The organism is Aquimarina sp. BL5 (assembly GCF_003443675.1).
In the GTDB taxonomy this organism is placed as follows: Bacteria; Bacteroidota; Bacteroidia; order Flavobacteriales; family Flavobacteriaceae; genus Aquimarina.
On sequence record NZ_CP031963.1, the window covers coordinates 3148752 to 3175403 of the forward strand.

Genomic DNA, 26652 nt, shown 5'->3' on the forward strand with positions numbered 1-26652 from the left:
AGAAGTATGTTAAAAGAAATAAGTATCCTAATTGAAAAGCCGTTATCGGTTTGAAAAATTATTTTTTCTTTTTACTCTTTTTTGCCAAAGGATTGAAATCCAAACATAATTGTATCCAATATTCCAGATCTTCATCCAGATCAAACCCATCTGCGGTTACAAAAACATATCCTTTCATTGGTCTGCCCGTAAAATCCATAGGAAGGCAACCTTCTCTTTTTATCGCTTCTGTATATGCTTCTTCTCCTATACGAGCCATTAAAAGATCTGTCTCCTTCTTTTTATCATAATGGATTCCGCAGCACATCTTATCATCTACCATAAAACAGAGACCTCCCATCATTTTCTTTGTATAGAAATTTGCTCTTTTTTCCTGGAAAACCCGATGAATCCGATCGGCTATATATTCGCTGTATGCCATTATAGAATTGCTTTGGTTAAATACTCATTTACAGGATGCATCACTTTCCAATAATCCATAAGCTCATCAACAAGAGATTCACTAGTAATAAGAGATGGAGCTTCTTCTCCTACAAAATAAAACTGTTTGTTGGCAATCAAAGGTTCCTTTTTATATGCTTCTTTCCATTCTTTAGGAATTCGCTTCAAAGCTCTCCCTTTGATCTCCCCAAATTTTTGAACAAAATCACTAACTTCTATCAGTTTTCTAAATGCCGAGGGATCTTGATTGATTTTAGTTCTTATATTCTGTAATTGCTCCTTCGAAATACCAAAACATCCTCCCATAACCCCTACCATCTCCGGAGAAAAACGCAAAAACATCCCTGGAATACTCTTGTCTTTACGACCACCTCTGGATACAAATGCAGTATAGTGTAGATTATATGGTGATTTATCCTTAGAAAAACGAATATCATTGTTAATACGAAGTATACAATCCTTAGGTTCGATCTTTAACTTAGGGTCATATTTTTGTATTTCCTGAACCATTTTGCTTATAAAAACCTCAAAAGGTTTCTTGACGCTTGCTTCATATCTCTTTTTATGTGTATGAAACCATTCTTTATGATTATTCTTTGATAGTTCTTCAAAAAAGCCGGTGAAATCTTCGGTGAAATATTGCATAAACCAAATTATTAAAATTTAAATATAATCACACTGTTATTTAGAGTGAAATCAAAACTTGCGTGTTATGACTTCACTCTAAATAACAACTAAAAAAACGTTAAGTCATGGAGTGAAACGCTACTCGATTTCCTTCCGTATCTAGAAAAATTGCCATAAAACCATTTTCTCCAATAGACGTTTTTGGCATTAAAATTTTTCCTCCCGCCTTCTCTACACGAGCTAATGGAACAGATAAATCATCTCCTCCATTAAGATAAGCAAATGTTCCTTCTTGAGAAGGTGTGTTTCCATTTCCATTTGTTACACAACCTCCTACACCTCCATCTTTGTATGGAAAAAATGCCATTTTAAACTCCATATCCATAGGCTGAAGCTCTGTCTCTAAAAGTTCACTGTAAAACTTTACTGCTCTTTCAAAATTGGTACTTGGTATTTCAAACCAGCTAATTGCATTTGACATAATAATATATTGTATTGATTAAGAATATCTCAAAGGTATACGATAGAAGTCAGCAAGAAAAACATTATTTTTGAAAAAACATAGGTTTCTAAAATGAAAAAAAACGAAGAATTATTTTTTCTGATAAAGTCATTAACCAAGAGCGAAAAGCGTTATTTTAAAGTTAATATAAAAGGAAATGAAACGTCAGAATACGTAACATTATTTAATGCAATTGATGCGCAAAAAAAATATAACGAAGCCGAAATTAAAGAGTTATTTAAAAACAAAGCCTTTACAAATCAATTAACCACAATAAAAAATTACTTAAAGCAACGTATTTTACAATCTTTAAGAAATTATCATGCCCGAATTTCTATACAAGCAGAATTAACAGACATTCTACGTAATATAGAAATTTTGTTTCATAAAGGCTTATATACCGTTTGCGAAAGCGAACTAAATCGAGCAGAGAAAAAAGCGATACATTTCCAACAAGATTTATTATTATTTCAACTTCGGGATTGGAAAAGAAAAGTACACCAGGCTCTATATCCGCAGGATTTCGAAACTTTAAAAAACATTGTCTCAAAACAAAAAACTTCACTTAACTCAACTGTAGAGTATATCAATCTTTTATTAGCAAATATTGATCCCATAAATTTCTCTTTATCTCATAAAAAAACACATCGAATTCAGAACAAAACATTAAAAACCCTTCATATATACCGAAAACAGCTTGCAGCAAAAAACTATGAAAAAGCAAAACATACTATAGAAAAACTCATAAAAGAATGGGAACAGAATCCAAAATTACTAAAAGAGTATTTCACAACCTACTTCTCGGTCTACAACAACTATCTTGGGTATCTGGTATTTAAAAACTTACACAAAGAAGCTTTTGTTAGAATTTTACTATTAAAACAAAAAGCAAAAGAAATTACAACATCTTCTGCTTCTTTAATAAAAGAAACCTTACGACTTTATAACATTGAATTAGAAATCCACAGAAACCTTAAAGATCTTCACAATACGCAAGAGGTGATTGAGAATATTCAGGAATTCATTAGCAATAACAAAACGATGATCCCTGCAGATTACTGGCTTTCTTTCCGCTTTCAATTTGCCAACATATACTTTCAGAAAAAAGATTATAAAAAGGCATTACATTGGATCAATGATATTCTTAATTGTCAAACCAAAAAAGATCGAAAAGATCTAATCACTTATACATATTGGCTTAATCTCTTAGTGCATTATGAACTCCAAAATGAGTTTACTTTAAGATACCTAATTGATGCTATAAAAAAACATTTAAAAAAGCAAAAAAACATAGAATCCTATGAGAAATTATTATTAAAGTTTTTATCAAAAACTGTTGAATATCCTGAAAAAGAAAAGAAAAAAGCATTTGATCAACTTTCTGAACAATTAAAGGAAGACCCAGTTCCTCAGTATATTATCGGATATATAGATTTTAACGACTGGATTAATCATTATTACTAAAGAAGTTTATAGTTCTTTTTTTCTATCTTCAGATTTTGCAAGTGAAATTACAAGTCTTGCTTCTCAAAAAACCTCTATAAAAAGTATGATTGCTATTACGGATGTAGAAGGGTTTTATATCAAAAGAAGCGATCTTTTACAACTATATGATAAGTCAGCCTCTTTCGAACGGTTAGGAAGAAAGTTATTAGAACATCTGTTAAGTGAACAACATAAATTTACTTCTATGCTAACCTCCCTAAAACCAGAAGATCGTTATAAATACATATTAAAAAACAATCCCGAACTAATTAAGCGAATTCCACTTCAACATTTAGCCTCTTATATGGGCGTCACAAGAGAAACTCTAAGTAGAATCAGAAAAAGATCCTTATAAGTTTTATTTTGTGACGATAGTCACATTATTCCTTTACTCATATTTCTAGTTTCATATCGTATAAAACTTTAAAATTAAAACGATGAAAAGCATGATAATTCTTATGGTGTGCACTTTTTGTTTAAGTACAACCAATTGTAAGTCTCAAAACTCAGAAAAGGATATGAAAAAAGAAATCACAGAAGTAATAGAAACATTTATAATTGCTGGAGAAAAAAGAGATATACCGGCCTTTGATACAATATTACATCCAGATTTTAGGGTTATAGTTAATCAATATCCTACTCCAGAAAAAACTTCGATCATTCCGGGAGCTGGATACATTGCATTAATGACACAGGAGAAAATTGGTGGTAAAAAATATGATACAGAATTTCTGAACATTAATGTCGCTAAACATTCTGCAACAGCAATTGTTCTTTTAAAAAATAAAGAAAGTAGTATGCAAGTCACGTTTCTTCTTATTAAAAACAATGAAGATCAGTGGCAAATTATATCCGACTTGGCGATACAGAATCCAGGTTCTTGATACATAGAAAAGCTCGTAGTCTTGAACTACTAGCTACTAACTTAAATATAAATGGATTTTATTTATCGAATCATAAGGTGTAAAATTCCCCCAATTAAATGTAATACAAAAACATTCAATAGTATTGAAGGAAGGATAAAAGCGTCTATTTCAAAATACTTTTAAACTCAGTTTAACATTTTAACCGTTTTTTTTAATCAAAAGTTAATTTGTTACAAAAAAGTAATATTTGATAATCATTTGGGTTTAACATATTATTAATAATTTAAACACAAACTCAAATGAAAATCAACAAATCAATCTTATTGTTGGGTACAGCCATGGCCGTACTCTCATGTTCAGAAAATGAACCAATTTCTGAATTAGAAAACCTGAACCCGGATACTCAAGTCTTTGATGGGGCTGAAAGAGCTAGTTTCAATAAAATTGGAACAACCGAAGAAGGTTTTTACGCAGGATTACCAATCAGCTATGAACTAGTAGATGGAAAAAGAATTTTTGAAGGTGACATTATCCTTCCTAAGGACGAGGTATACACAGAAAATTCTAATTTTGTATTAGAAGATGGACAAGACGCTTCTTTAAGCAGAAGTGTTGGACGTACCTCTGGTAGATGGCCTGATAATACAGTTTACTACACCATAGCAAGTGACCTTCCTAATAAAGCTAGAGTTACTAACGCAATTGCTAGCTGGGAGAACAATACCAATCTTACTTTTATCGAAAGAACTAATGAATCCAACTATATCTATTTTAGACCTGGTAGCGGATGTTCATCAAGTGTAGGAATGGTAGGTGGAAGACAAAATATCAATTTGGCAAGTGGCTGTAGTACAGGAAACACTATTCACGAAATTGGTCATGCCGTTGGACTATGGCATGAACAAAGTAGAGCCGATAGAGATCAATATGTTACCATTAACTTTCAAAACATACAATCCGGTAGAGATTTCAACTTCAAAACTTATGTAGAACAAGGATATGACGGAGACGAATATACTGGTACATTAGATTTCGGATCTATCATGATGTATGGTGCGTATTCATTCTCTAGAAACGGTCAACCAACGATTACCAAAAAAGATGGAAGCACATATTCTGTTCAGAGAAATGCATTATCTACAGCAGATTTAGAAGGAATTGATAAAATGTACCCTGATGGTGGTAACGGCGGTGGTGAACCAACCTACGAAAATGGACAATACTACACAGTTTATGGACTAAGAGTATACCGATATAACAATAAATGGTACTACTACAGTTCTACAGGATGGAGAGAAGTAGTTTATGTTAATGGCGCTTGGTATTATGCATAATCAATAATATTATATTTGATAAATTGTTTTAAGCCTTAGGTTCATAATACCTAAGGCTTTTAATTTTTAGTTGCAACGATATTTCCTATTTTTGGTCTGTTATAGAAAATCTTATGATGAGATCATTATTATCCTTATTATTAATACTTACTATCATCTGTTTTGGGTGTAAAAATGAGAACACCATTAACACTACAGAGAAAACTGAAATTGTTCTACTTGACAGTTTATCTAAAGAAAAAGCTGATATAGACGTATTAAAACTTTCTACACAAACAGCTAAAGATTTAGAAAGCTTTGAAGATTTCCAGAATCTTAAGAATTTAATACTATCCTTGAACAAATCAAATCCTTTTCATATCAAGAAATATGCAGATAGCGCCGATTTATTAGTGCAAAATTTCAAAGAAAATTTATCTGAGGATTTAAAAGTGAATCCTATAAGCTCTAGAATTTCAGTTTTAGCTACAGAGTCCGGATTATTATTGCAGCTAACCCAAAAACAAAATCAAGATGCTCAGAAACTAATGGATGCCAATATCAGGTTACTTACAGCCTATAATAGTTTAATTATTCAGTTAAATGAATTGTCATTAGCAATACCAGAAGATATTGAAAAAGAACTACTGAGAGAGCGAGATATTTTAAGGGACTCCATTCTAAATCCGGAAGAAAAGAATATAGAAATTGAAGAGTAAATTATTATGAAAAATATCATTGTTTTTATTTGTCTAGTGATTGTCATTAACTCCACAGCTCAGACAAAAGACACTAAAATCACAGATCCAAAAGAAGAAATCAACCAGGTTTTAGAGCAATGGCATAAAGCTGCTGCTGATGCTTCGTATGATTCATATTTTGGGTTAATGACAGAGGATGCAATATTTATTGGAACTGATGCTACAGAAAATTGGGATTTAACCTCTTTTAAAGCATTTTCCAAACCTTATTTTGACAAAGGAAAAGCATGGAGTTTTAGCACTTTGGAAAGAAATATATTTGCACAACCTACAGCAAATCTAGCTTGGTTTGATGAGCTATTAGATACGCAAATGGGTATCTGCCGCGGTAGTGGCGTATTAGAAAAAGTGGAAGATGGCTGGAAAGTAAAACATTATGTACTTTCTATTGCTATACCTAATGAAAATGTAAAAGAAATTACTGCCCTAAAAAAAACCTTTGATAATGATTTAATAAAGAAACTAAGGAGTAAGCGGAACTAAAACAAAGTTTTTTTAAACTCTTCCATATCGTCATAACACTTAGTTGCTCCGTTTTCTAATAGTTTTTTCTTGTTCCTGTTTCCTATTCCAACAAAATCCAAGGATAGATTCTGAGCTGTTTTTAGATCCCAAAGTCCATCACCTACAGAAACGATATTTCTAAAAACAGGCTTATCATAAAAAGCTTTTGCTTTTTCTACCGCATCAAGAACAAACCCTTCTCTTGGCTCGTGTGTCATAGAAGTAGCTAATAACGATTTATCATACCAAATATCACATTGTTCTAGTTTTAGCATTGCTGGTTCGGGTAACGCGCCGGTTGCAAAACAAAACGGTATAGAATTATCCCTAAAAAATTGCACTAAAGATTTAGCTCCTTTAATCTCTTTTACCGGATCAAATTCAAGCATTTGTTTTACCAAATCATTCTCGAAATCCTTTAATAAATCCTTCGAAAAAGTATCTTTAAAATTACGCTCATAATTATAACGTAATGCATAACTATCTGTATGATGTTTATAATTATTATAATCAGTATCTACATCCTTAATTCCTAAACTCATCATAGCTTTAGTTACAGAAATAAGATACATTGCTACACTATCGGTTAAAGTACCATCAATGTCGAATATATAAAGTGTATCTTTCAGAAGAAATAATTTTAGTTACAAAGAGTATTTAAGTGATAGAATGAAATTTCTCCCAGCACCTGCTATACCAGAAGAATAAGGCCGATAACGTTGATCTGTAATATTCTCCATAGTCAATGTAGCTTGCCAACTTTTAGTAAACTGGTATCTTGATCGTATATTAAGTGTATACCAAGAGGGAGAATATGGATTCCCATTTTCATCAAGCGCATATAAAAAGTCGTTATTTTGCTGTGATGGCGCTAATTCTTCGAAATCAAATTGACCATTATATATTGCCGAGAAATCAATCATCAATTTATCTTTAGTATAGGTAAGATTCGAACTTCCGAATTGCGGAGCCACATGCCTGGATGGCGCAATGGAACCATCATCTAACTCTTCTTCTCCATCAGTAAATGTATATTTTGAAGAGAGATTAAAGTTTTTTATAAAATCATAACTAATACCAGCTTCGAAACCATAAACTTGTGCATTTGCTGCATTCTGAATTGCCTGAACACCCAACTCTTCTTCATGTGCTCCTTCACCCACTGTAACAGTAGGACTCCCATTAAATAAAAAATCTCTTCGAACTAGTGCATTATCCAATTGCGTATAATACGTAGCTAGATCTACTTTAAAATTTTCACCTAGATTTACAGTTAGACCAATTTCACCATTATATGCATATTCTGGTTCTAAATCTGGATTAGGCACCACTATAGAACCTTCTTCGGAATCAAAAATTTTACCAACATCATCTATATTAGGTGCTCTAAATGCCGTTGAAAAATTAAATTTCCATTGTAGAATATCATTTGGCAACCAACTAATTCCAGCAGTTCCTGTAAAAGCTTCTGTATCTAAATTAGCTTCTGTAAATGGAAAGTCAAAAAATGCATCATCAAATTCTGAATATAAAATAATTCTATTATAACGAATACCTCCTTGAAATCTTAATTTCTCACTCAATTTGCTTTTTAAACTAGCATATGCCGCTATAGACTGCCAAGTAGATCCATTAGGATACCTAGATTGTGCTGCAGTGACATCATTAGTAACAATATTTAAAGCTGAACCTTCAGAATACACTTGATTTATAATATATTCTAACCCATAATAAACAGATGTCTTATCATCAAACTTCTTTTCAAAATCAATATTAGCAGAATACGCATCTACATCTTCTTTAGTTCTAGACAATATATCACTTCCAAAATCACGATCGTTTCTACTTTCTTGAAAATTTTGATAAGCTGCTGTGAATTTTGCCTTATCATACAATCGATTTTTCCATTTATTGGTTAACTGAAGATTTCCCATTAACCATTTTTGAGGTCCATAATACCATTCTGCAGATCTCAAATTTCCATCTCTACGACGAATCAAACGATCATATCTAGGATAATCTGATGTTTTTGTATAGATAAAACCAGCATTGATGTCCCATCTTTCATTAGGTATAAAATGTACTTTTTGTAAAAAATTTATTTGATCATATCCAGTGAATTTTTGAGTTTCTGGATCATCATTTTCTACAACAGTGTCTACGCCATCTATAGTCTCTACATATTCATTTCGCAAATAATCATCTGGACCATGACTCCCCATTTTTAGATCATCAAAATCCGTATAACTCACACTTGTTAAAAACGCCCATTTTTCTAAGCCGATATTAAAATCAATATGCCCCGTTTTCTCATTGCTTGCACTGGCATATCTCATTATTGCATTTCCACTCAATTTGTTTTTACCACGTATCGCAATCTTTGGTTGTGCTGTATAAAAATTCATTACACCACCAACAGCATCACTTCCATATACTACCGATCCAGGACCTAATATCACTTCTGTTCTGTCTATAGTAAAGGGATCCACAGATATTACGTTTTGTACGTTTCCTCCTCTAAAAATTGCATTATTCATGCGCACTCCATCCACAGTAAGCAATAATCTATTGGTAGAAAATCCACGAATTATTGGACTTCCTCCTCCTAATTGACTTTTTTGTATAAATACTTGACCACTACTTTGTAAAAGATCTGCAGAAGTCTGCGGTGTAGAAAAGGCAATCTCATCAGAGGTTATGCTAACAATCTTTTGGGTTACATCTTTTTTATCCTGTTCCCATTTTGATACAGAAATAACAACCTCGGATAATTGATTTTCATCTACTTCAAGATATACAATATTAGAAGATGCTATAATTTGAGATTTAGTAGATGTAGCAGTAATATGAGAAATATGAACAAAATATAGCGTTTCAGTTTCAGAAAAAACCGAAATATCGGCGATTCCATCAAAATCCGTTAGCGCCGTTTTCGATTTTGCTTTATTATGAATTGTAACACTAGGAATCGGCTGATTATTTGATCTACTTAGCACCGTGATACTTTGAGCAGCATTATCTGTGATAAAAAATAAAGTGAATACAACAATTAAAAATAAGCGCATTACTTAACTAAAAATTTCATTCAAAATAGAAAGCGACTTCGGTTTTTTAAAACCGTGCAAATGTAGCTCAAAATATACTAATAACATGCTAAGAATTTCATTTCTTGCCATTCTAGACATTTTAATACTCATACTTTCTTCAAATGTCGTGCCTAAAAACTCTTTGAACATTAAAACACTACTTCCTTCTATACAATATACATTTGAACTATCATACTGAAAACAACCATCCTGCATATTAAAGACAGGCAAAGAGATATCTGACACATCAGGATAAAAACCTAAATACTGCGTGAGTTTTATCAAAAACGAAATATGAAAATTCCCTATATTAACATGAGAATCTAACCACAGAAATGTGGTTTCCAGATAATGAAAAAGTTCTTCGTTTACTTCTTCTTCCTGAATTGTATTTTTTAATATTTCCGAAAGAAAAAATACTAATGAGCTTTTAACAAAATCTGTATGTAGCGATTGATACGGAATTAGAATTTTAGCTTCCTTAATCCTTTCTAAAGTACCTTTATCTTTATGATTAGCTTCTATCTCTAATAACGTCAAAGGTTGAAACAAGGATGATCTTATTTTCCCTCGTTTTGATTTTAATATACCTTTTAATAGATAAGAACGTAATCCACTAGTTTTTGTTAACAAAGAAACTATTAAATCACTTTCTCCATAACGCAAAGAGTGAATTACTATAGCTGAAGTTTGCACAATCATTACCTAACAATCAAAAGCTTAGAAACAGTTGTTTCTGCCTGATCTTCTCCTGTAACTAAAATAAGATATACTCCTGAAGCTACTTTATGCCTTCCAAAAGCAGTAGTATCCCACTGAATGCTACCTCCTTCACTAATCTCTTCATACACTAGATTACCTTCAATATCTGTAATTTTCACATTCGCCCTACTTGTTAGTCCTTTTATGGTAACTGGTCCATTAAACCCAGGTCGTACTGGATTAGGGAATGCGGCTACATTATCCAGATTACTTTCGGGTCCTGTCGCTGTTCCTTTAAATTCAAGCAACCCTAGTCCAGTCGCAAAATAAACGGATCCTGTGGAATCATCTACAGAAATATCTCTAATATTATTCGTAGGTAAGGGAGAATTATCTTTAGTGAAATGAGCTAATGTCTCTTGACCATCTGAAGAAAAATAAAACACACCTGATGATGCCGTTGCCACCCACTTATTATTAGATCCATCCGCTTCTATATCTGTGATTGTTTGATCAAACAAAAGTTCTTGAGGAACACCTTCTTCATCCAAGATAATAATCTGACTAGCTTGCGGATTATTTTGTTGGAACGCTCCCGAAGTATTAAATAACACTCTGATCCCTCTAAAGGTACCTATCCATAATTGATTATTTCGATCTACTTCTAAAGCTAAAACATAATCACTAGGTAAGTTAGAACCTTCTCCTTCTCCTGATAACTGGATTAGGTTTCCTGTAGTAGCATTATAACCAATTACTCCTGAATTCCAACCTCCCAAAAACAAATTTCCTTCTCTATCAATTACCGTATCAGAAAAACCAAGATTACCTCCAGGATTTGGTATAAATTCACTTAAGTTTACATTTAAAATTTGTGATGAGCTTGGTGAAAATCTTCTTAAACCATTATCAATTCTGGAATTATTAATCCACAAATTTCCTTCATTGTCAAATACCGAACCATTCAACCTTAGAGCATCACCAAAATCACTATTAGTCTCATTGTACAATTCAGTAGCAACGTTGTTATTTACCTCTAATAAACCATCCTCATAACTACTAATAAAAACCTGATCTTCATTATTAGGATTTATGGATATATGAGATAACGATGTTACTCCAAGGACTTCATCTTTAGGAATATTAAACCATCCACTCGCTGTAAGTTTACTAATACCGCACTGCTTAAGTGGTCCAAACCCAAATGGATTAAAATTCACGTCATACTGACCAAAAACCACCCATAAATTATCGTTTAAAGCCTCTAAACCAAAGGCTGAATTAAGCAATGGCCCCTGAGGAGTAACTGAGGTTTTAGAATTTAGGTTATTTAAACCAATCTCTAACAATCCTTTAGTCCGAGTTCCAATATATATATTATCATCAAAGGTTAATGCAGAATTAAGTAAAAAAGTGTCTTCTGGAGTACTGACTACAGATGCTATCTCCTGAAAGTTAGAATCCACTATCAAAGCTGTATTAGATGTAACTACAGTTAAACCTTCTGAACTAACAGATGCATCTATAATATTTGCAGGACCTGTAACAACAGTAGTTAATACTGTACCTTCTAATCTACGAACAAGGTTACTATTTTCCCAAACCAAAATTTGATCGTTAAACAATGTAATCCCATTATACCCTCCAGGAATCAATGTAGTCCATTGACTAAAATCGACTAAGTTTGGATTAGTAACATCTGCTATTAATATACCGTTACTAGCAGTAGTTGCGTATATAGAATTGTCTAATACGGTTGTTCCTGTAATATTTATTTGTGATCCTGCCGGGCCAACAAAAAACGTATCTCCAAATTCAATTCTTTCTAAATTAAACTCTACAATTCCAAACTCTGTAGAAATAAATAATTTATCCTGATTTTCGAAAAAGTGATTAATTCTCTTTTGTACTGGAGGAATTGTCGGTTTTTCTAATATATCCACAAACGTTCTAACTTCATCATCTATAACCAACTCTAATAATCCATTTTCATAACCAATAACCGTAATATCATATGTGTCACTGTGATAAATTGCCGAAATAACTTCTCCCGATAGCCCGTTTATCGTTGAGAAAGTTTCTGAAGTTCTAGTATCAGTATCATAAATAAAAATAGCATTTTCAGAAGCCACATACACTTTATTATCAATTGCATATGTATCTCTAATCTGAAAATACGAAAAATGTCCGGTCCACTGATTACTAAAATCTTGAGCAAAAAGACATACTGGAAAGATTAGGAATATTAATTGTCTGAAATATTGCATAATTTATGAGTGATATTAACCTGCCTTTGATAACACGCTAAAATACTAAATATTGCTTTTAAATAATGAAAAAAGCCGTTCTAATATACTAGAACGGCTTTCGTTATAAATACCTATGATTATTTATATAACTCCTTGCGCCAGCATAGCATCAGCAACCTTTACAAAACCTGCAATGTTTGCACCTTTAACGTAGTCAACGTAACCATCATCATCAGTTCCATACTGAACACATTTTTCATGAATATCATTCATTATCTGCTTTAACTTTTCATCAACCTCTTTTCTAGTCCACTTAAAACGTAATGAATTTTGAGTCATCTCTAATCCTGAGGTAGCTACACCACCTGCATTAGATGCTTTACCAGGTGCGAAAAATATCTTAGCTTTATGAAAAGCTGCTACTGCATCAGAATCACAAGGCATGTTCGCCCCTTCACTAATACACATGCATCCGTTATCAATTAATATTTTTGCATCCTCACCATTTAATTCATTCTGTGTAGCACAAGGCAATGCTATATCGCATTTTTCACTCCAAGGAGTTTTTCCTTTATGAAACTTTGCAGAACTATATTTATCCGCATACTCACTGATACGTCCCCTTTTTTCATTTTTAAGCTCCATTACAAAAGCTAATTTTTCTTCGTCGATTCCATCTTCGTCATAGATATATCCAGAAGAATCCGAAAGCGTAACTACTTTAGCGCCTAATTGGATTGCTTTTTCTGTAGCATATTGCGCTACGTTTCCTGAACCAGATACTAAAACAGTTTTCCCATCAAAAGAATCATCTTTGGTCTTTAGCATATTTTCTGCAAAATATACAGTACCATAACCCGTTGCTTCCGGACGAATCTCAGATCCTCCCCAGCTTAATCCTTTTCCTGTTAAAACTCCAGTAAATTCATTTCGCATCTTACGATACATACCAAATAAGAATCCTATCTCACGTGCACCTACTCCTATATCTCCAGCAGGTACATCTGTATTAGGACCAATATGCCTAAAAAGCTCGCTCATAAAACTATGACAAAAACGCATAATCTCATCATCAGATTTTCCTTTAGGATCGAAATCAGACCCTCCTTTACCACCACCCATAGGAAGTGTAGTTAAACTATTTTTAAAAACCTGTTCGAAAGCCAAAAACTTTAGAATACTTAAATTCACCGAATGGTGAAAACGAAGTCCTCCTTTATATGGTCCAATTGCAGAATTCATCTGAATTCTATATCCTCTATTTACGTGTATCTCTCCTTTATCATCTACCCAAGGTACACGGAACATTATAGCTCTCTCAGGTTCTACCATTCTTAATAGAATGTTTTTCCCATTATAAATTTCCTTTGTAGCGATATATGGGATAACAGTCTCTGCTACTTCTTGTACTGCCTGTAAGAACTCTGGCTCATGTGCATTACGAGCTTTTACTTCTTCCATGAATGCATCTATCTTTGCTTGCATATGTTAATAGGATTAAAAGATTCTTCTTTAAAGGTTAATTTAACGTGTCAAATATATGTTATTCTCAAAAAAATACATCTATTTTTTTGAATTTAATAATACTTTATCTAATTGCTTGTTCTAAATCTGCAATTAAGTCATCTACATCCTCTATCCCGACGCTTAATCTGATCAAAGCGTCGACTACTCCTGTTTTTTCACGGTCTTCTTTTGGAATTGACGCATGTGTCATACTGGCTGGGTGTCCAGCTAAACTTTCTACGCCCCCAAGTGATTCTGCTAAAGTGAAAATCTTTAAATTTTCTACTATTTTTATCGCTTCATCAAAATTACTGCCTTTAGGAATAAAGGATATCATACCTCCATACCCATCCATTTGTTCTTTAGCAATATTGTGATTCGGATGATCTTCAAATCCTGGCCAATATACTTTTTCAATCTTAGGGTGGCTTTTAAGATATTTCGCAATCGCTTCTCCATTCTCGCAATGACGTTGCATACGAACGTGCAATGTTTTAATTCCTCTAAGCGCTAAAAAACTATCTTGAGGCCCGCAAACAGCTCCGCTTGCATTCTGAATAAAGAACAAACGCTTCGCAACCTCATCATCTTTAACAATTAAAGCTCCCATGACCAAATCACTATGTCCTCCTATATATTTTGTAGCACTATGCATTACAATATCAGCACCAAGATCTAAAGGTCTTTGCAGGTATGGTGTTGCAAATGTATTGTCAACAGCCAACAAAACATTATGCTTTTGTGACACCTTAGCAATTGCTTTGATATCGATAATATTCATCATTGGATTGGTAGGTGTCTCCACCCAGATCAATTTGGTGTTTTCATTTACATACGATTCAACCTTATCTGAATTGTCCATTCCAATGAAGTGAAATTTGATACCGAAATCTTCAAATATTTTAGTAAACAACCGATAAGTTCCTCCATAAAGATCATTAGTCGAAATAACTTCATCTCCAGGCTTTAGTAATTTAAGCACTGCATCAATGGCCGCCAATCCAGATCCAAACGCCAATCCATATTTTCCATTTTCTATACTTGCAAAAGAATCTTCTAACGCTTTTCTAGTCGGATTATGTGTTCTACTATATTCAAATCCCTTATGCCCTCCTGGTGTGGTCTGGGCATATGTAGAAGTTTGATATATAGGAGGCATTACGGCTCCATAAGCAGGATCAGGTTCTTGTCCTCCGTGTATTGTTTTAGTATTAAATTTCAATACCTTAATTTTTTATAATAATTCTTAATTTTTTGACGTTCCTTTAGTCAATATTTAAATTTTCGAACAGAAAAAATTAACTTGTTCCTTTTTATGTTAAAAAACTGAACAAATGTATGATTTAATTCGTTCTAATCATATCTCAACGAATACCTTTAGTAGATGATTAACACAAAACCTAACACTATGTTGAGGATCGCTTTTTTTCTAGTGATTCTAGTATGTTTTAACAGCTGTGAGACTAGCGAATCTTTTACTTTTCAGAAGCGAACGATAGCAATTAATGACTTTTTTGACTGCCAGACGACGGATTGTGCCATAACAGAAATCTTTCTATTAGAATCCGTAAGCGAAAGTGAAGTTTCAAAAAGCATCAATGCAGAAATCGAAAAAGCTGCATGTGCTCTCCTAAATATGGAAGATAATACCTCATTAAACTCCATAGAAAAAGCCATCAAAAGCTTCAATATTTCTTATCAAGAGATGAAAAAAGAGTTCCCCCAAGAAACAATTCCATATGAAGCCAGTATAAATTGCGATATGAGTTTCCAAAACACTGATATACTCTCTGTACTTGTGGATTCTTATATTTTTACGGGAGGTGCTCACGGAAGTGGTAATTCTACATACCTAAACATGAATCTGAAAACTGGCAAAGTCATAGCAAACAAAAAACTAATAAAAGATACTATTCTCTTTTCAAGTTTTGTAGAAAAAACTTTTAGAAAAATTCACAACATCCCTGAAAATCAATCTATAAATAGTACCGGATTCTTTTTTGAAAATGACACATTTGCTCTTCCTACTAACATTGGCTTGACTGACACTCATCTCATTTTATTGTACAATCAATATGAAATAAGTTCATATGCAGAAGGGCCTATTGAATTAAAATTCAATAAGGAAGAGGTTGCAAAATACTTCTCCGTAAATATATTATAGTGATTTTTTAAGTGCTAAAATATAACCAAGGTGAATTCCCTCGTGAAAATTATTAAAGTTTATAGCGTCTTTTACAGATTTTAATACAAAACCCGTACTCGTTGGGTATTCTTGATACTCCTTAAAAATCCCTGAATTAATATCTTCTTCTGTTTTGTCAAGAGTAGAGAATAGCAATTCCTTGATTGTATCCACTTCTTCTTGTGACACCACTCTTTCTGTTTTGGTCCCTTTCTTATAAAGATCTATCATTTCATCATCAATGATCAAAGGTAACCCGCTCAATTTATAAACAAGTAACTGCTGCGTAACTACTACATGTGCAATATTCCAGATCAGATTATTGGAAAATCCTTCGGGAACTTTATTTAGATCTTCTAATGAATACTTATCCATTATTTTGGTTAGTAATCTTCTATTCGTTTTAGTGATTTCTAATTGATCTTTCATATTTACTTAGTAAAGGTTCTTAATTTTTAGCCAAAAATATGAGTTTTCATTGTGAAATGAATTTCCTTTGTGTTGATTTTGACATTTAAATAATCATCTGTGAAAAAAATATACCATCTATCCACTTGTGATACCTGCAAACGGATTTTAAACGAACTAAATCCTACTTCCGATTTTGTTTTACAAGACATTAAAATAGAATCCATTACAACTGAGCAACTAGAAGAAATTAAATCCCTTTCGGGTACATATGAATCTCTTTTTAGCAAAAGAGCAAGACTTTATAAAGAACGGGATTTAAAAAATCAACATCTTACAGAAGACGACTATAAAAATTTAATACTCGAACACTATACGTTCTTAAAACGTCCTGTAATTCTGTATAACAACCAAATATTTGCTGGAAATAGTAAAAAAGTAGTAGAAGCTGCAAACACAGCTATTAATGGATAAAAGAACAGTAGCATTACTTGCAGCATTTGGTGCCAGTTTGATTTATGCAGTTAATCACACCTTAGCAAAAGGAGTAATGCCTACATACATCAAACCTTTTGGCTTTATCCTTCTTAGGGTCATTGGTGCTGCAGCACTTTTTTGGCTAGCTTCTATCTGGGCTCCAAAACAAAAAGTTGAACGTAGCGACTGGCTCAGGATATTTGGATGCGCAATTTTTGGAATGGTAATTAATATGTTGATGTTCTTTAAAGGACTTGAACTATCAACCCCAATAAATAGTTCTGTAATGATTACCATCTCCCCTATTTTGGTATTCATATTATCTGCCATTTTTCTAAGCGAAAAAATTACATTATTGAGATCCGTAGGTATTTTACTTGGTTTTTCTGGAGCATTAGGACTCATTCTTTTTGGAGCAGAAACTAGACAAGATGCTCCTAATATCCCTTTGGGAAATATATTATTTATCATTAATGCAGCTTGTTACGCTATTTATCTTGTATTAGTAAAACCATTAACGGCAAAATATCATCCTTTTACCTTGATGAAGTGGTTTTTCCTAATTGGTGTTATTATCAATTTCCCAATTACAATTTCAGAATTTAGTGAAGTGCAATGGACCACTCTTCCTTATGATGTAATATGGAAAATGGTTTTTGTAGTAATAGGAACTACCTTCTTCACCTATTTATTAAACGTATTTGCGTTAAAGACATTAAAAGCCTCAACTATAGGTGCATTTATTTATCTTCAACCACTATTGGCTATTAGTTTTGCCATGGCGATGGGTGCAGATTCATTAAACTTGGTTAAAATTATATCTGCTCTACTAGTTTTTTTAGGTGTATATCTGGTTACCAAAAAACCAAAAAAACTAGCTTAAATCAACAGGTGTTTTCGCAAATTTTCTAGTATCCTCTTTGGTAAGAATCTTAAAATTATCAGGACGCTCTACTTTATCCATAAATTGAAGCATTTCTTCAGGAAGGGGTATTAACTTTCGAGTTTTTAGATCTAACCATGCTCCCATCATCTCGCAACGTGCAAAATTCCTCCCTTTATGGTCGTAAAAATTATGTACGAATTCAAAAAACTTTCCATCTTCACTCATTCCCGCTAATTCTAAAGAAACTTTGACAGGTTTGCCATAAAAAACTTCTTTAAAATAATAGATATGCTCATAAAATGTAATAGGCCCAATATTAAACTTACCCAAAAGTCTTTGATCAAAACCCATATCGAATAAAAATGACATGCGGGTATGAGCAGCATATTCTATATATGTTTTGTTTCCTAAATGACGGTTGGCATCAATATCATTCCATCTAATCTCAAATTCCTTTAAATACATATTCATTAATTTTAGGCTGCAAAAATACAAAACACTTATTATGCCTGCGTAACAAACTCATGTTAAAAATCGTATCTTTATTCCGATACATGAAACCATCTTCTCACATAAAAGCCTACGATAAACTTTCTGATCTTTATAACGATGAGAATGTGGGCAAAAGTATACTTCAGGATTCGGATTTTACTATACACAGAATGGAAAAGGTTCATCCAAGACCTACAGAATCACCGGTGTTTAGAGCCAACTACTTTTCATTTATTTTAGTTAAAAAAGGAAAAAGTATTTACACAATAGATGATCATAAATTTTACACAAAACCAAATACATTATATTTTACAAATCCTGGTCATTTAAAATCCTTCGCAATAGAAGAGATTGTACACGGTTTTATTATCACGTCATCAGAAGAATATCTAAAGGAACATATTCACGCAGATGTTTTTGATGAGCTCTCCTTTTTATTGACAGAAATGGTACCTCCCTGTTTTTTGGATCAAGATCGTTTTCATGAATTACTCCATTTGTCGGAGCAGATTCTGAATGAACAAAGCAAAAAATCTATATTAAGGCATAAAATCATAAGTTCACTTTTTATGGTGTTTCTTTTAAAAGTAAAAGAATTTTTACTACAAGATGATTCCTTTAAAATAGCATATGATCGAGACAGTGAAATCGTGAATCAATTCAAAAAAGATCTAGAAAGCGTATTTAGATCAAAAAATCTAAAAAACACAGATTTACAGGTAGCTGCATTTGCAGATAATCAACAATTGCATCCTGCCTATTTCTCTACTGTTATTAAGACCAAAACTGGTCAATCTGCTAATAAGTGGATACAAGATAAAACTATTATTGAAGCGCAAGCTTTACTTTCTAAATCTAATACTCCAATAAAAGAAATTGCTTATCGACTTGGTTTTAATGAACCTACTCATTTTTCTAAATTCTTTAAAAAACAAACCAATTTCACCCCAAATCAATACAGAAATAAATGATTTCATCCCAAAATTTCTTTCCAAGGGATTATAAAAGGCAATACAACACACCAAATTAGGAAAAACAAAGTCATACCTTCTGGGTATGGTCTCTTTTGTACTATTGCAGGCAGAGCAACAAAGGCTAACCAAGAACTTTTATATAAAAGTTGAAACACTAATACTAATGCCATTCTTTTAGGATAGAACACTCCTAATATTGATAAAACAAAAATTGCTCCCCACAAAGCTCCAACCAATCTAATAATTTCGGAATAAGAGTATGCATTAGAAAAAACCGATAGCGCAGCTTTTTTCGGAAAAAATAAGCTAGTAATACTAATCCATCCTGCAACCAGAATATTTGCTATATAAACTGCTTTTAATCCAATCATACCATCAACTATTTTCTCTAAAAATACCAAATCTAAAAAATATACCATGCTTCCTAAAAAATATGCCTTTATGCACTTCCATTTCTAGATCATATTTGCAGTGTAATTATTTAATAATCTTTTAAAAGACAAATATTATGAGAACTTTAGAAAACAAAATTGCATTGATCACCGGAAGCAGTAGAGGATTAGGAAAAGAAATGGCTATTAGATTAGCACAACAAGGAGCGGATATTTTGGTTACCTATAATTCCAATAGAACCCTGGCAGACGAAACCGTTAAAGAAATAAGAGCATTAGGTCAAAAAGCATTAGCTTTTCAGTTAAATGTAGGCGATATTACCCTATTTGATGCTTTTTTTACTGAAATCAAGAATTCACTTTCACAATATTGGAACACTTCAAAATTTGATATTCTCGTTAATAATGCTGGTATTATTGCTAACGAAATGGTGGCCGAAACCTCTGAAACAACTTTTGACAATCTTGTGAATATCCAGCTAAAAGGACCATTTTTTATTACCCAAAAAGCGCTTCCTTTACTCAATGATGGCGGAAGAATAATAAATATCTCTACTGGATTAGCACGTTTTAGTCTACCAGGATATGGGGCTTATTCGTCTATGAAAGCCGGTATTGAAGCATTAACAAGGTATTTAGCAAAAGAATTAGGTTCCCGTCAGATCACTGCGAATGTCGTAGCTCCGGGAGCTATAAATACCGACATGAACAAAGACGCTTTAGAGAACAATCCAGAACTGGAAAAAATACTATCCTCGGTAACGGCACTAGGTCGTGTTGGTGTAGCTAAAGATATAGGTGGTATAGTAGCGTTTTTAGCAAGTGAAGATGCTAGATGGATTAATGGTCAACGCATAGAAGCTTCTGGAGGAATGTTTCTATAATATTGAGTTTCAAAGAAAATAAGGCCTCACGAGTTTTGAAAACCTTTGAGGTCTTCTTATTTTAGAACAAAAATTAGTAGATGTATATTAAACGTAATATTGGCTGGGGACTTATCCTTCGCTTCGCTTGGAAAAACTTACTCTTCTTCTCCTTTTATACCGCCAGTATTTTTTCGCTGTATTATTTTTTAGATTTAAGATTTATAGACATCCCATTTCAACCACTATCGCTGATTGGTATAGCTGTTGCCTTTTATATTGGTTTTAAAAATAGTCAGAGTTATGACCGTTTCTGGGAAGGGCGGAAAATTTGGGGTGGTATTGTTAACTATAGTAGAACGTGGGCAAATCAAGTTTTAACACTTGTTAATGATGATCAGGAAACCAAAAGAATTTTGATTTATCGTCATATCGCTTGGATTAATGCATTACGCATACAATTAAGACAACCCACTTCTTTTTCTATTAAAGAAAATGGAGCTGTAGAACGTCTCTTTAACAAACATGCAGAGCGTAATCCTGCCTGTGATGCTACTAAGAGTTTTGTTTCAAACGAAGAGTATAATGATTTACTTGAAAGAAAAAATGCGGCCACTCACTTAGTAAAAAACCAAGGATTACACATTAAAGAATTATTAAATTCAGGCAAAATAACCGAATTCGATAAACAGCTTTTTCACGGAGTATTAGAAGAATTATACAATCTTCAAGGAAAATGCGAACGTATAAAAAACACTCCTTTTCCTCGGCAATATGCTTATTTCAGTACTGTTTTTACCTGGATTTTTGTTTTGTTATTACCTTTTGGGTTATTAAATGTTTTTGAAAATGAACTTAATGATATGTCTCAACATCTGCAACCATGGTTTATCTTTTTAATGATTCCATTATCCGTTTTGGTCTCTTGGATATTTACTACTATGGAAAAAATTGGCAGTAATAGTGAAGATCCTTTTGAAGGCAGAATTAATGATGTTCCAATGACAGCTTTATGCAGAACTATTGAGATTGATCTTAGAGATATGTTAGATGAGAAAGAACTTCCTGAAAAGGAAAAACCAAAAGATAATATCCTTTATTAATGCCAATAGTAGAATCACAATACACGCCCCCTTATTTTTTTAGAAATGGTCATTTTTCAACCATATTCCCAAATTTACTTAGAACAGTTAAAGGAATTAATCAACAACGTGAACGTGTAGAGTTAGACGATGGTGATTTTATAGATATAGATTGGAGTTATCCAGCCAATTCGGAATCTACAAGAAAGGTTGCTGTACTAATTCATGGATTGGAAGGCAATGCCCAACGACAATATATTATGGGGCTTGCCAAACACTTAAATAATAATCATTGGGATGTTGCAGCAGTAAATCTTCGTAATTGTAGCGGAGAAGTTAATCGACTATATAGATCCTATAATGCAGGTGTGAGTGATGATTTAAGTTCCATTATCACCCACATTGTCAAAAAAGATTATAGCAATATTTCCATTTGTGGATTCAGCCTCGGAGGAAATATCACATTAAAATATTTAGGAGAAAGAGCGACTCCTTCTCAGGTAAAATCAGCCGTAGTAGTATCGGTTCCTTGTGATCTTTATGATTCTTTAAAAGAAATCAATAAGCCTAAAAATTTTATATACGAACAACGTTTTATTAGAAGTCTAAAGGAAAAATTAAGTGAAAGACAAGAGGTTTTTCCAGACAGAATTAGTAAATCAGACATTAGTTCGTGTAAATCTCTAATGGATATTGATGACCTATATACAAGCAAAGCACACGGATATATTGATGCAATCGATTATTATACAAAATGCAGTAGCAAGCAGTTTTTGAAGGGTATTGACATTCCTACACTTATCATTAATGCTAAAAATGATACTTTTCTTGGAAACGCATGTTATCCAATCAAAGAAGCTAAAGAAAACTCCAATTTATTTTTAGAAATACCCAATTTTGGTGGACACGTTGGTTTTTATCTTCACGGAGAAACTTATTACAACGAACAGAAAACCATAGCGTTTTTACAGAAATGGTAAGAAAACTTAACGTTTTTACCATATTTTGTAATATTATTCTCACATTTTATAACACGTGAAACAAATGTTAAGTCAATGTTAAGGTTTTGTATGGTAATTTTCTGCTCTTTGTCGAAAATCTTTTTTTAATTAGGAATATTTTAAGAGTTTTGGCTGTTTCCTTATTGAATTATCAAGGAAACTAAATTATCGCTAACTCAAACTCAATAAAAATGAAAAAAAGTTACAAAAACCTTACTGGGGTATTTGGCTTTATGCCAAAAAGGTTTGGAAAACTACACACGCTAGTTTTTTCTTCTATGTTTCTACTATCTACTGGAGTATTTGCACAAACTCCAGAGCAAAAAAACCAAATTAGACAAAACAGTAATGTAACTGTACTTAACCAACTACAAGTACAAAATGCAAAAAAAGCAGCACTTCAGAAAAAAGAAGCTGTAGAAGCTGCTAAGAAAAATGGATGGCCTATAACAACTACGCTTAAGGACGGAACTTTTTATGAATTACAAAAACTAACTGCAGAGGGAAAACCGATTTACTATAAAACCTTTAATGTAGCTGCTGCAAGATCTACAAGAACAGATCACTTGAATAATGGAGGATCTCTTGGACTCAATCTAGATGGTCAAAATATGACTGCTCACGTATGGGATGGTGGTCACGCAAGAGCATCTCACCAAGAATATGACGGTCCTGGGGGGAATAATAGAGTTACTATTCAAGATATAACAGCAGAAGGTGGTGTTCGACTTAATTTTCACGCAGGTCATGTAACTGGAACGATTATGGCTTCTGGTGTACAAGCAAATGCTAAAGGAATGGCCTCTCAAGCAAAAGTAAATGGATATATGTGGAATGATGATGTAGCGGAAGCTACTGCGGCAGCTGCCAACGGGATGCTGGTATCAAATCATTCGTATGGATTTGGCGCACGTGACGCACAAGGAAATCCACAATTGCCAACTTACTTTTTTGGAGGATATATTGATGTTTCCAGAGATTGGGATGAAGTAATGTTTAATGCTCCTTATTACCTTATGGTGGTTGCAGCAGGAAACGACGGAAACGATAACTCTGCTAATGGAGCTCCTCTTAACGGAAACTCATCTTACGATAAACTTTCAGGGCACGCTACTTCTAAAAATAATATGGTTGTTGCCAATGCTCAGGATGCTAATATTAATGCAGATGGATCTTTAAGTAGCGTTTCTATTAATAGTTCTAGTAGTGAAGGACCTACTGACGATTTAAGAATCAAACCAGATATTACTGGTAATGGTACAGGTGTATATTCAACATACGCAAGTAGTGATACCGCATACAACAGCATTACTGGAACATCTATGGCCTCTCCAAATGTAACAGGATCTTTATTATTATTACAGCAACATTACGATAACTTAAACGGAAGCTTTATGAAAGCTGCTACTCTAAAAGGGTTAGCGCTTCATACCGCTGATGATGCAGGACCTTCTGGACCTGATGCTGTTTATGGATGGGGATTAATGAATGCAAAAGCTGCCGCAGAAGCAATTTCTACTAATGGAAATGAGGCTAAAATAGAAGAGCTTACATTAACCAGTGGTCAAACATATTCAATCACTGTAGATTCTGATGGAGTAAATCCTTTATTAGCTTCTATTTCCTGGACTGATCGTGCCGGAACTGCAACCACAGTTGCTAATTCTAGTACCGCTGTTTTAGTAAACGATTTAGATATTAGAGTTACTAAAAACTCTACAACCTATAATCCCTACAGATTAACAGGTATAACGACAAATGGAACTGGAGATAATACAGTAGATCCATATGAAAGAATTGACGTAGCAAATGCTTCCGGTTCTTATACCATTACTGTTACTAACAAAGGATCCTTAGTTGGAGGAAGCCAAGACTTCTCTCTTATTGTTACCGGATTAACAGGAACACCGGTAGTGTGTAACGCTACAGTTCCTGCAGGAGTTGGATCTTCTAATATAGGTTCAGACACTGCTACTATCAACTGGACAGCTGTTCCCGGAGCATCTTTCGATGTAAGATATCGTCAAACAGGAACTTCTACTTGGACAACTCAGTCTGCTAGTGGAACTTCTTATGTAATTTCTGGATTAACTGCTACTACATCGTATGAAGCACAGGTAAGAAGTAATTGTTCTGATGGATCAACTTCTTCTTATAGCACATCAACTACTTTTACTACTACCGAAGTTCAATTAAACTATTGTGCATCTAATGGTGATAGTACAGCTGACGAATATATTAGTAATGTTGAATTAGGAACAATCAACAATGCTTCTGGTGCAGGAAGTGGAGGTTATTCAGATTTTACTGCTACTTCCACATCAATTTCTAAAGGAAGTGACTATACAATAACGATAACACCAACCTGGAGCGGCACAACTTATAGTGAAGGATATAGTGTATGGATCGATTACAATCAAAATGGAGTATTTACAGATTCTGGAGAACAGGTATGGACTCAAGCTGCTACACAAACCACGCCGGTTAGCGGAAGCTTTACTGTGCCATCAAGTGCTGTAAATGGAAATACAAGAATGCGTGTTTCTATGAAATACAATGGAGTACCTACTTCTTGTGAATCATTCCAGTATGGAGAAGTAGAAGATTATACGGTAATAATTGGAGCTTCAGCTGGTGATACACAAGCACCAACAGCACCAACTGGTTTGGTTGCGTCTAATATTGAAGAAACTACGTTAACACTATCTTGGACTGCTGCTACTGATAATGTAGGTGTGACAGCTTATGATGTATATCAAGGAAGTGCTATTTTAGGGGAAGTTACTAATACAACGGCAAATATTACTGGATTAACTGCAGATACCGCATACCAGTTCAGCGTAAAAGCAAAAGATGCTGCAGGAAACGAATCTACATCAAGTAATACTGTTAATGTAACTACAGCTGGCGGATCTACAGGAAGTGGATGTACATCCGGTATTTCTTCTTTCCCTTATAATGAAGGATTTGAAAATACTCTTGGCGCGTGGACTCAGTCTACTGCTGACGATATTAATTGGACTGTAGACGCTAATGGAACACCTTCTGGCAGTACAGGACCATCTAGTGCAACACAAGGTTCATACTATATTTTTGTTGAAGCTTCTACTAACGGAACTGGATATCCTAATAAACAAGCGATCTTAAATTCTCCTTGTTTCGACCTATCTAGTCTTTCAGAAGCGAGTTTCACATTTAGTTACCATATGTATGGTGCCACAGATATGGGAAGTATCGCAGTAGACGCTAGTACTGATAATGGAGTAACTTGGACAAACCTATGGAGCCAAACGGGTAATCAAGGAAACTCTTGGTTAGATGCTAGTATCGATCTTGCCGCTTATGTAGGTGGAGGAGTTCAATTACGATTTAACCGAATTACTGGATCTACTTGGCAAGCAGATATCGCGATAGATAATGTATCATTAACTAGCACTTCAGGTGGTGGTGGATCAACTGATATCTGTGATGGAGTTTCAGAATGGAGTAGTACTCAATCGTACCAAACCGGTGATAGAGTTACATATCAAGGAAGCTTATATGAAAGAACTGCAACAGGATGGACTAATCTAGGAGCATGTGGAACTACTACATCATTTACTACAAATTCTGATGATCTTTTAGGACCACCAACTGCAATATTCTCAGTGTACCCTAATCCTTTAAAAGGAGCAATTCTTAATGTACAAACCGGAAATTCTGGAACATTAAATTATTCAATTTATAATATGTTAGGTCAAACGGTTCTTAAGGGAACATTTTCTAACACTATAAATGTTGAAGCATTAGAAGCTGGAGCATATATATTAAAAGTCAATACAGATACAGTTAGTTTTATAAAAAAATAAAA

Annotated in this window: 26 protein-coding genes; 14 read left to right on the plus strand and 12 right to left on the minus strand. The window is 33.6% G+C overall.

Going from position 1 to position 26652, the window contains the following annotated elements; translation table 11 throughout:
* Window positions 1-58 precede the first annotated feature (58 nt).
* From D1818_RS13310 to D1818_RS13320, 3 genes are all read right to left on the minus strand, one after another.
* A complete protein-coding gene (locus D1818_RS13310; RefSeq protein WP_118459496.1) occupies window positions 59-421 on the minus strand; it encodes a TfoX/Sxy family protein in 363 nt (120 codons plus the stop codon).
* Complete coding sequence (locus tag D1818_RS13315) at window positions 421-1086, minus strand: DUF2461 domain-containing protein (RefSeq protein WP_118459497.1); 666 nt, start codon at window positions 1084-1086, stop codon at window positions 421-423. Before D1818_RS13315 ends, D1818_RS13310 begins: the two co-directional genes overlap by 1 nt.
* A gap of 100 nt (window positions 1087-1186) precedes the next feature.
* Window positions 1187-1549: a VOC family protein gene (locus tag D1818_RS13320; RefSeq protein WP_118459498.1), complete on the minus strand. Its 363-nt coding sequence runs from the start codon at window positions 1547-1549 to the stop codon at window positions 1187-1189.
* Window positions 1550-1642: 93 nt separating this feature from the next.
* Here D1818_RS13320 and D1818_RS13325 point away from each other — a divergent pair, with 93 nt between their 5' ends.
* The 6 genes from D1818_RS13325 to D1818_RS13350 all read left to right on the plus strand — a co-directional run bounded on the left by D1818_RS13325 (window position 1643) and on the right by D1818_RS13350 (window position 6478).
* The gene (locus D1818_RS13325; RefSeq protein WP_118459499.1) at window positions 1643-3034 is read left to right on the plus strand and encodes a hypothetical protein; all 1392 of its coding nucleotides are present in this window, start codon (window positions 1643-1645) and stop codon (window positions 3032-3034) included.
* 85 nt (window positions 3035-3119) lie between these two features.
* Window positions 3120-3410, plus strand: a complete 291-nt coding sequence (locus D1818_RS13330) for a Crp/Fnr family transcriptional regulator (protein WP_118459500.1) — start codon at window positions 3120-3122, stop codon at window positions 3408-3410.
* Window positions 3411-3573: 163 nt separating this feature from the next.
* Window positions 3574-3939, plus strand: coding sequence for a nuclear transport factor 2 family protein (locus D1818_RS13335; RefSeq protein WP_158596847.1), 366 nt, complete (start codon window positions 3574-3576; stop codon window positions 3937-3939).
* A gap of 281 nt (window positions 3940-4220) precedes the next feature.
* Window positions 4221-5255 carry a M12 family metallopeptidase gene (locus D1818_RS13340; protein ID WP_162897281.1) on the plus strand — a complete coding sequence of 345 codons (1035 nt, stop codon included), beginning with the start codon at window positions 4221-4223 and terminating at the stop codon, window positions 5253-5255.
* 116 nt (window positions 5256-5371) lie between these two features.
* Window positions 5372-5953 (plus strand): hypothetical protein, encoded by a 582-nt coding sequence (locus D1818_RS13345; RefSeq protein ID WP_118459502.1) that lies wholly within the window; start codon window positions 5372-5374, stop codon window positions 5951-5953.
* A gap of 6 nt (window positions 5954-5959) precedes the next feature.
* Window positions 5960-6478, plus strand: coding sequence for a nuclear transport factor 2 family protein (locus D1818_RS13350; protein WP_118459503.1), 519 nt, complete (start codon window positions 5960-5962; stop codon window positions 6476-6478).
* Here D1818_RS13350 and D1818_RS13355 read toward each other — a convergent pair.
* From D1818_RS13355 to D1818_RS13380, 6 genes are all read right to left on the minus strand, one after another.
* Window positions 6475-7128 carry an HAD family hydrolase gene (locus D1818_RS13355; RefSeq protein ID WP_370449360.1) on the minus strand — a complete coding sequence of 218 codons (654 nt, stop codon included), beginning with the start codon at window positions 7126-7128 and terminating at the stop codon, window positions 6475-6477. The two genes, D1818_RS13350 and D1818_RS13355, sit on opposite strands and share 4 nt — an antisense overlap.
* Window positions 7129-7143: 15 nt before the next feature.
* Entirely contained in the window at window positions 7144-9564 is a 2421-nt protein-coding gene (locus D1818_RS13360; RefSeq protein WP_118459505.1) for a TonB-dependent siderophore receptor, read from the minus strand.
* 3 nt (window positions 9565-9567) lie between these two features.
* Window positions 9568-10287, minus strand: coding sequence for a DNA repair protein RecO (recO, locus tag D1818_RS13365; protein WP_118459506.1), 720 nt, complete (start codon window positions 10285-10287; stop codon window positions 9568-9570).
* Entirely contained in the window at window positions 10287-12554 is a 2268-nt protein-coding gene (locus D1818_RS13370) for a two-component regulator propeller domain-containing protein (protein WP_118459507.1), read from the minus strand. The genes recO and D1818_RS13370 overlap by 1 nt, the downstream gene beginning before the upstream one ends.
* A 123-nt stretch (window positions 12555-12677) precedes the next feature.
* Complete coding sequence (gdhA, locus tag D1818_RS13375; protein ID WP_118459508.1) at window positions 12678-14021, minus strand: NADP-specific glutamate dehydrogenase; 1344 nt, start codon at window positions 14019-14021, stop codon at window positions 12678-12680.
* 103 nt (window positions 14022-14124) lie between these two features.
* The gene (locus D1818_RS13380) at window positions 14125-15264 is read right to left on the minus strand and encodes a cystathionine gamma-synthase (protein ID WP_118459509.1); all 1140 of its coding nucleotides are present in this window, start codon (window positions 15262-15264) and stop codon (window positions 14125-14127) included.
* 186 nt (window positions 15265-15450) lie between these two features.
* Between D1818_RS13380 and D1818_RS13385 the strand changes: the two genes are divergently transcribed.
* Window positions 15451-16206, plus strand: a complete 756-nt coding sequence (locus D1818_RS13385) for a DUF3298 and DUF4163 domain-containing protein (RefSeq protein WP_162897282.1) — start codon at window positions 15451-15453, stop codon at window positions 16204-16206.
* Here the strand turns inward: D1818_RS13385 and D1818_RS13390 are convergent.
* Window positions 16201-16656, minus strand: coding sequence for a DinB family protein (locus tag D1818_RS13390; protein WP_118459511.1), 456 nt, complete (start codon window positions 16654-16656; stop codon window positions 16201-16203). The two genes, D1818_RS13385 and D1818_RS13390, sit on opposite strands and share 6 nt — an antisense overlap.
* A gap of 99 nt (window positions 16657-16755) precedes the next feature.
* Between D1818_RS13390 and D1818_RS13395 the strand changes: the two genes are divergently transcribed.
* Entirely contained in the window at window positions 16756-17109 is a 354-nt protein-coding gene (locus D1818_RS13395; RefSeq protein ID WP_118459512.1) for an arsenate reductase family protein, read from the plus strand.
* Entirely contained in the window at window positions 17102-17995 is an 894-nt protein-coding gene (locus D1818_RS13400; protein ID WP_118459513.1) for a DMT family transporter, read from the plus strand. Before D1818_RS13395 ends, D1818_RS13400 begins: the two co-directional genes overlap by 8 nt.
* Here D1818_RS13400 and D1818_RS13405 read toward each other — a convergent pair.
* Window positions 17987-18463 (minus strand): thioesterase family protein, encoded by a 477-nt coding sequence (locus D1818_RS13405; protein ID WP_118459514.1) that lies wholly within the window; start codon window positions 18461-18463, stop codon window positions 17987-17989. The two genes, D1818_RS13400 and D1818_RS13405, sit on opposite strands and share 9 nt — an antisense overlap.
* Window positions 18464-18522: 59 nt before the next feature.
* On the opposite strand from D1818_RS13405, the gene D1818_RS13410 reads away from it, so the two are divergent.
* Complete coding sequence (locus tag D1818_RS13410) at window positions 18523-19461, plus strand: AraC family transcriptional regulator (protein ID WP_118459515.1); 939 nt, start codon at window positions 18523-18525, stop codon at window positions 19459-19461.
* A 2-nt stretch (window positions 19462-19463) separates the two neighbouring features.
* Here the strand turns inward: D1818_RS13410 and D1818_RS13415 are convergent, their stop codons facing one another.
* The gene (locus D1818_RS13415; protein WP_147406087.1) at window positions 19464-19835 is read right to left on the minus strand and encodes a hypothetical protein; all 372 of its coding nucleotides are present in this window, start codon (window positions 19833-19835) and stop codon (window positions 19464-19466) included.
* Window positions 19836-19972: 137 nt separating this feature from the next.
* Between D1818_RS13415 and D1818_RS13420 the strand changes: the two genes are divergently transcribed.
* The 4 genes from D1818_RS13420 to D1818_RS13435 all read left to right on the plus strand — a co-directional run bounded on the left by D1818_RS13420 (window position 19973) and on the right by D1818_RS13435 (window position 26650).
* Window positions 19973-20740, plus strand: coding sequence for an SDR family oxidoreductase (locus D1818_RS13420; RefSeq protein ID WP_118459517.1), 768 nt, complete (start codon window positions 19973-19975; stop codon window positions 20738-20740).
* Between the two features lie 80 nt (window positions 20741-20820).
* Window positions 20821-21822 carry a bestrophin family protein gene (locus D1818_RS13425; protein ID WP_118459518.1) on the plus strand — a complete coding sequence of 334 codons (1002 nt, stop codon included), beginning with the start codon at window positions 20821-20823 and terminating at the stop codon, window positions 21820-21822.
* Window positions 21822-22781 (plus strand): YheT family hydrolase, encoded by a 960-nt coding sequence (locus tag D1818_RS13430; RefSeq protein WP_118459519.1) that lies wholly within the window; start codon window positions 21822-21824, stop codon window positions 22779-22781. The genes D1818_RS13425 and D1818_RS13430 overlap by 1 nt, the downstream gene beginning before the upstream one ends.
* 212 nt (window positions 22782-22993) lie before the next feature.
* Window positions 22994-26650 carry a S8 family serine peptidase gene (locus D1818_RS13435; RefSeq protein ID WP_233558472.1) on the plus strand — a complete coding sequence of 1219 codons (3657 nt, stop codon included), beginning with the start codon at window positions 22994-22996 and terminating at the stop codon, window positions 26648-26650.
* Window positions 26651-26652: the final 2 nt, after the last annotated feature.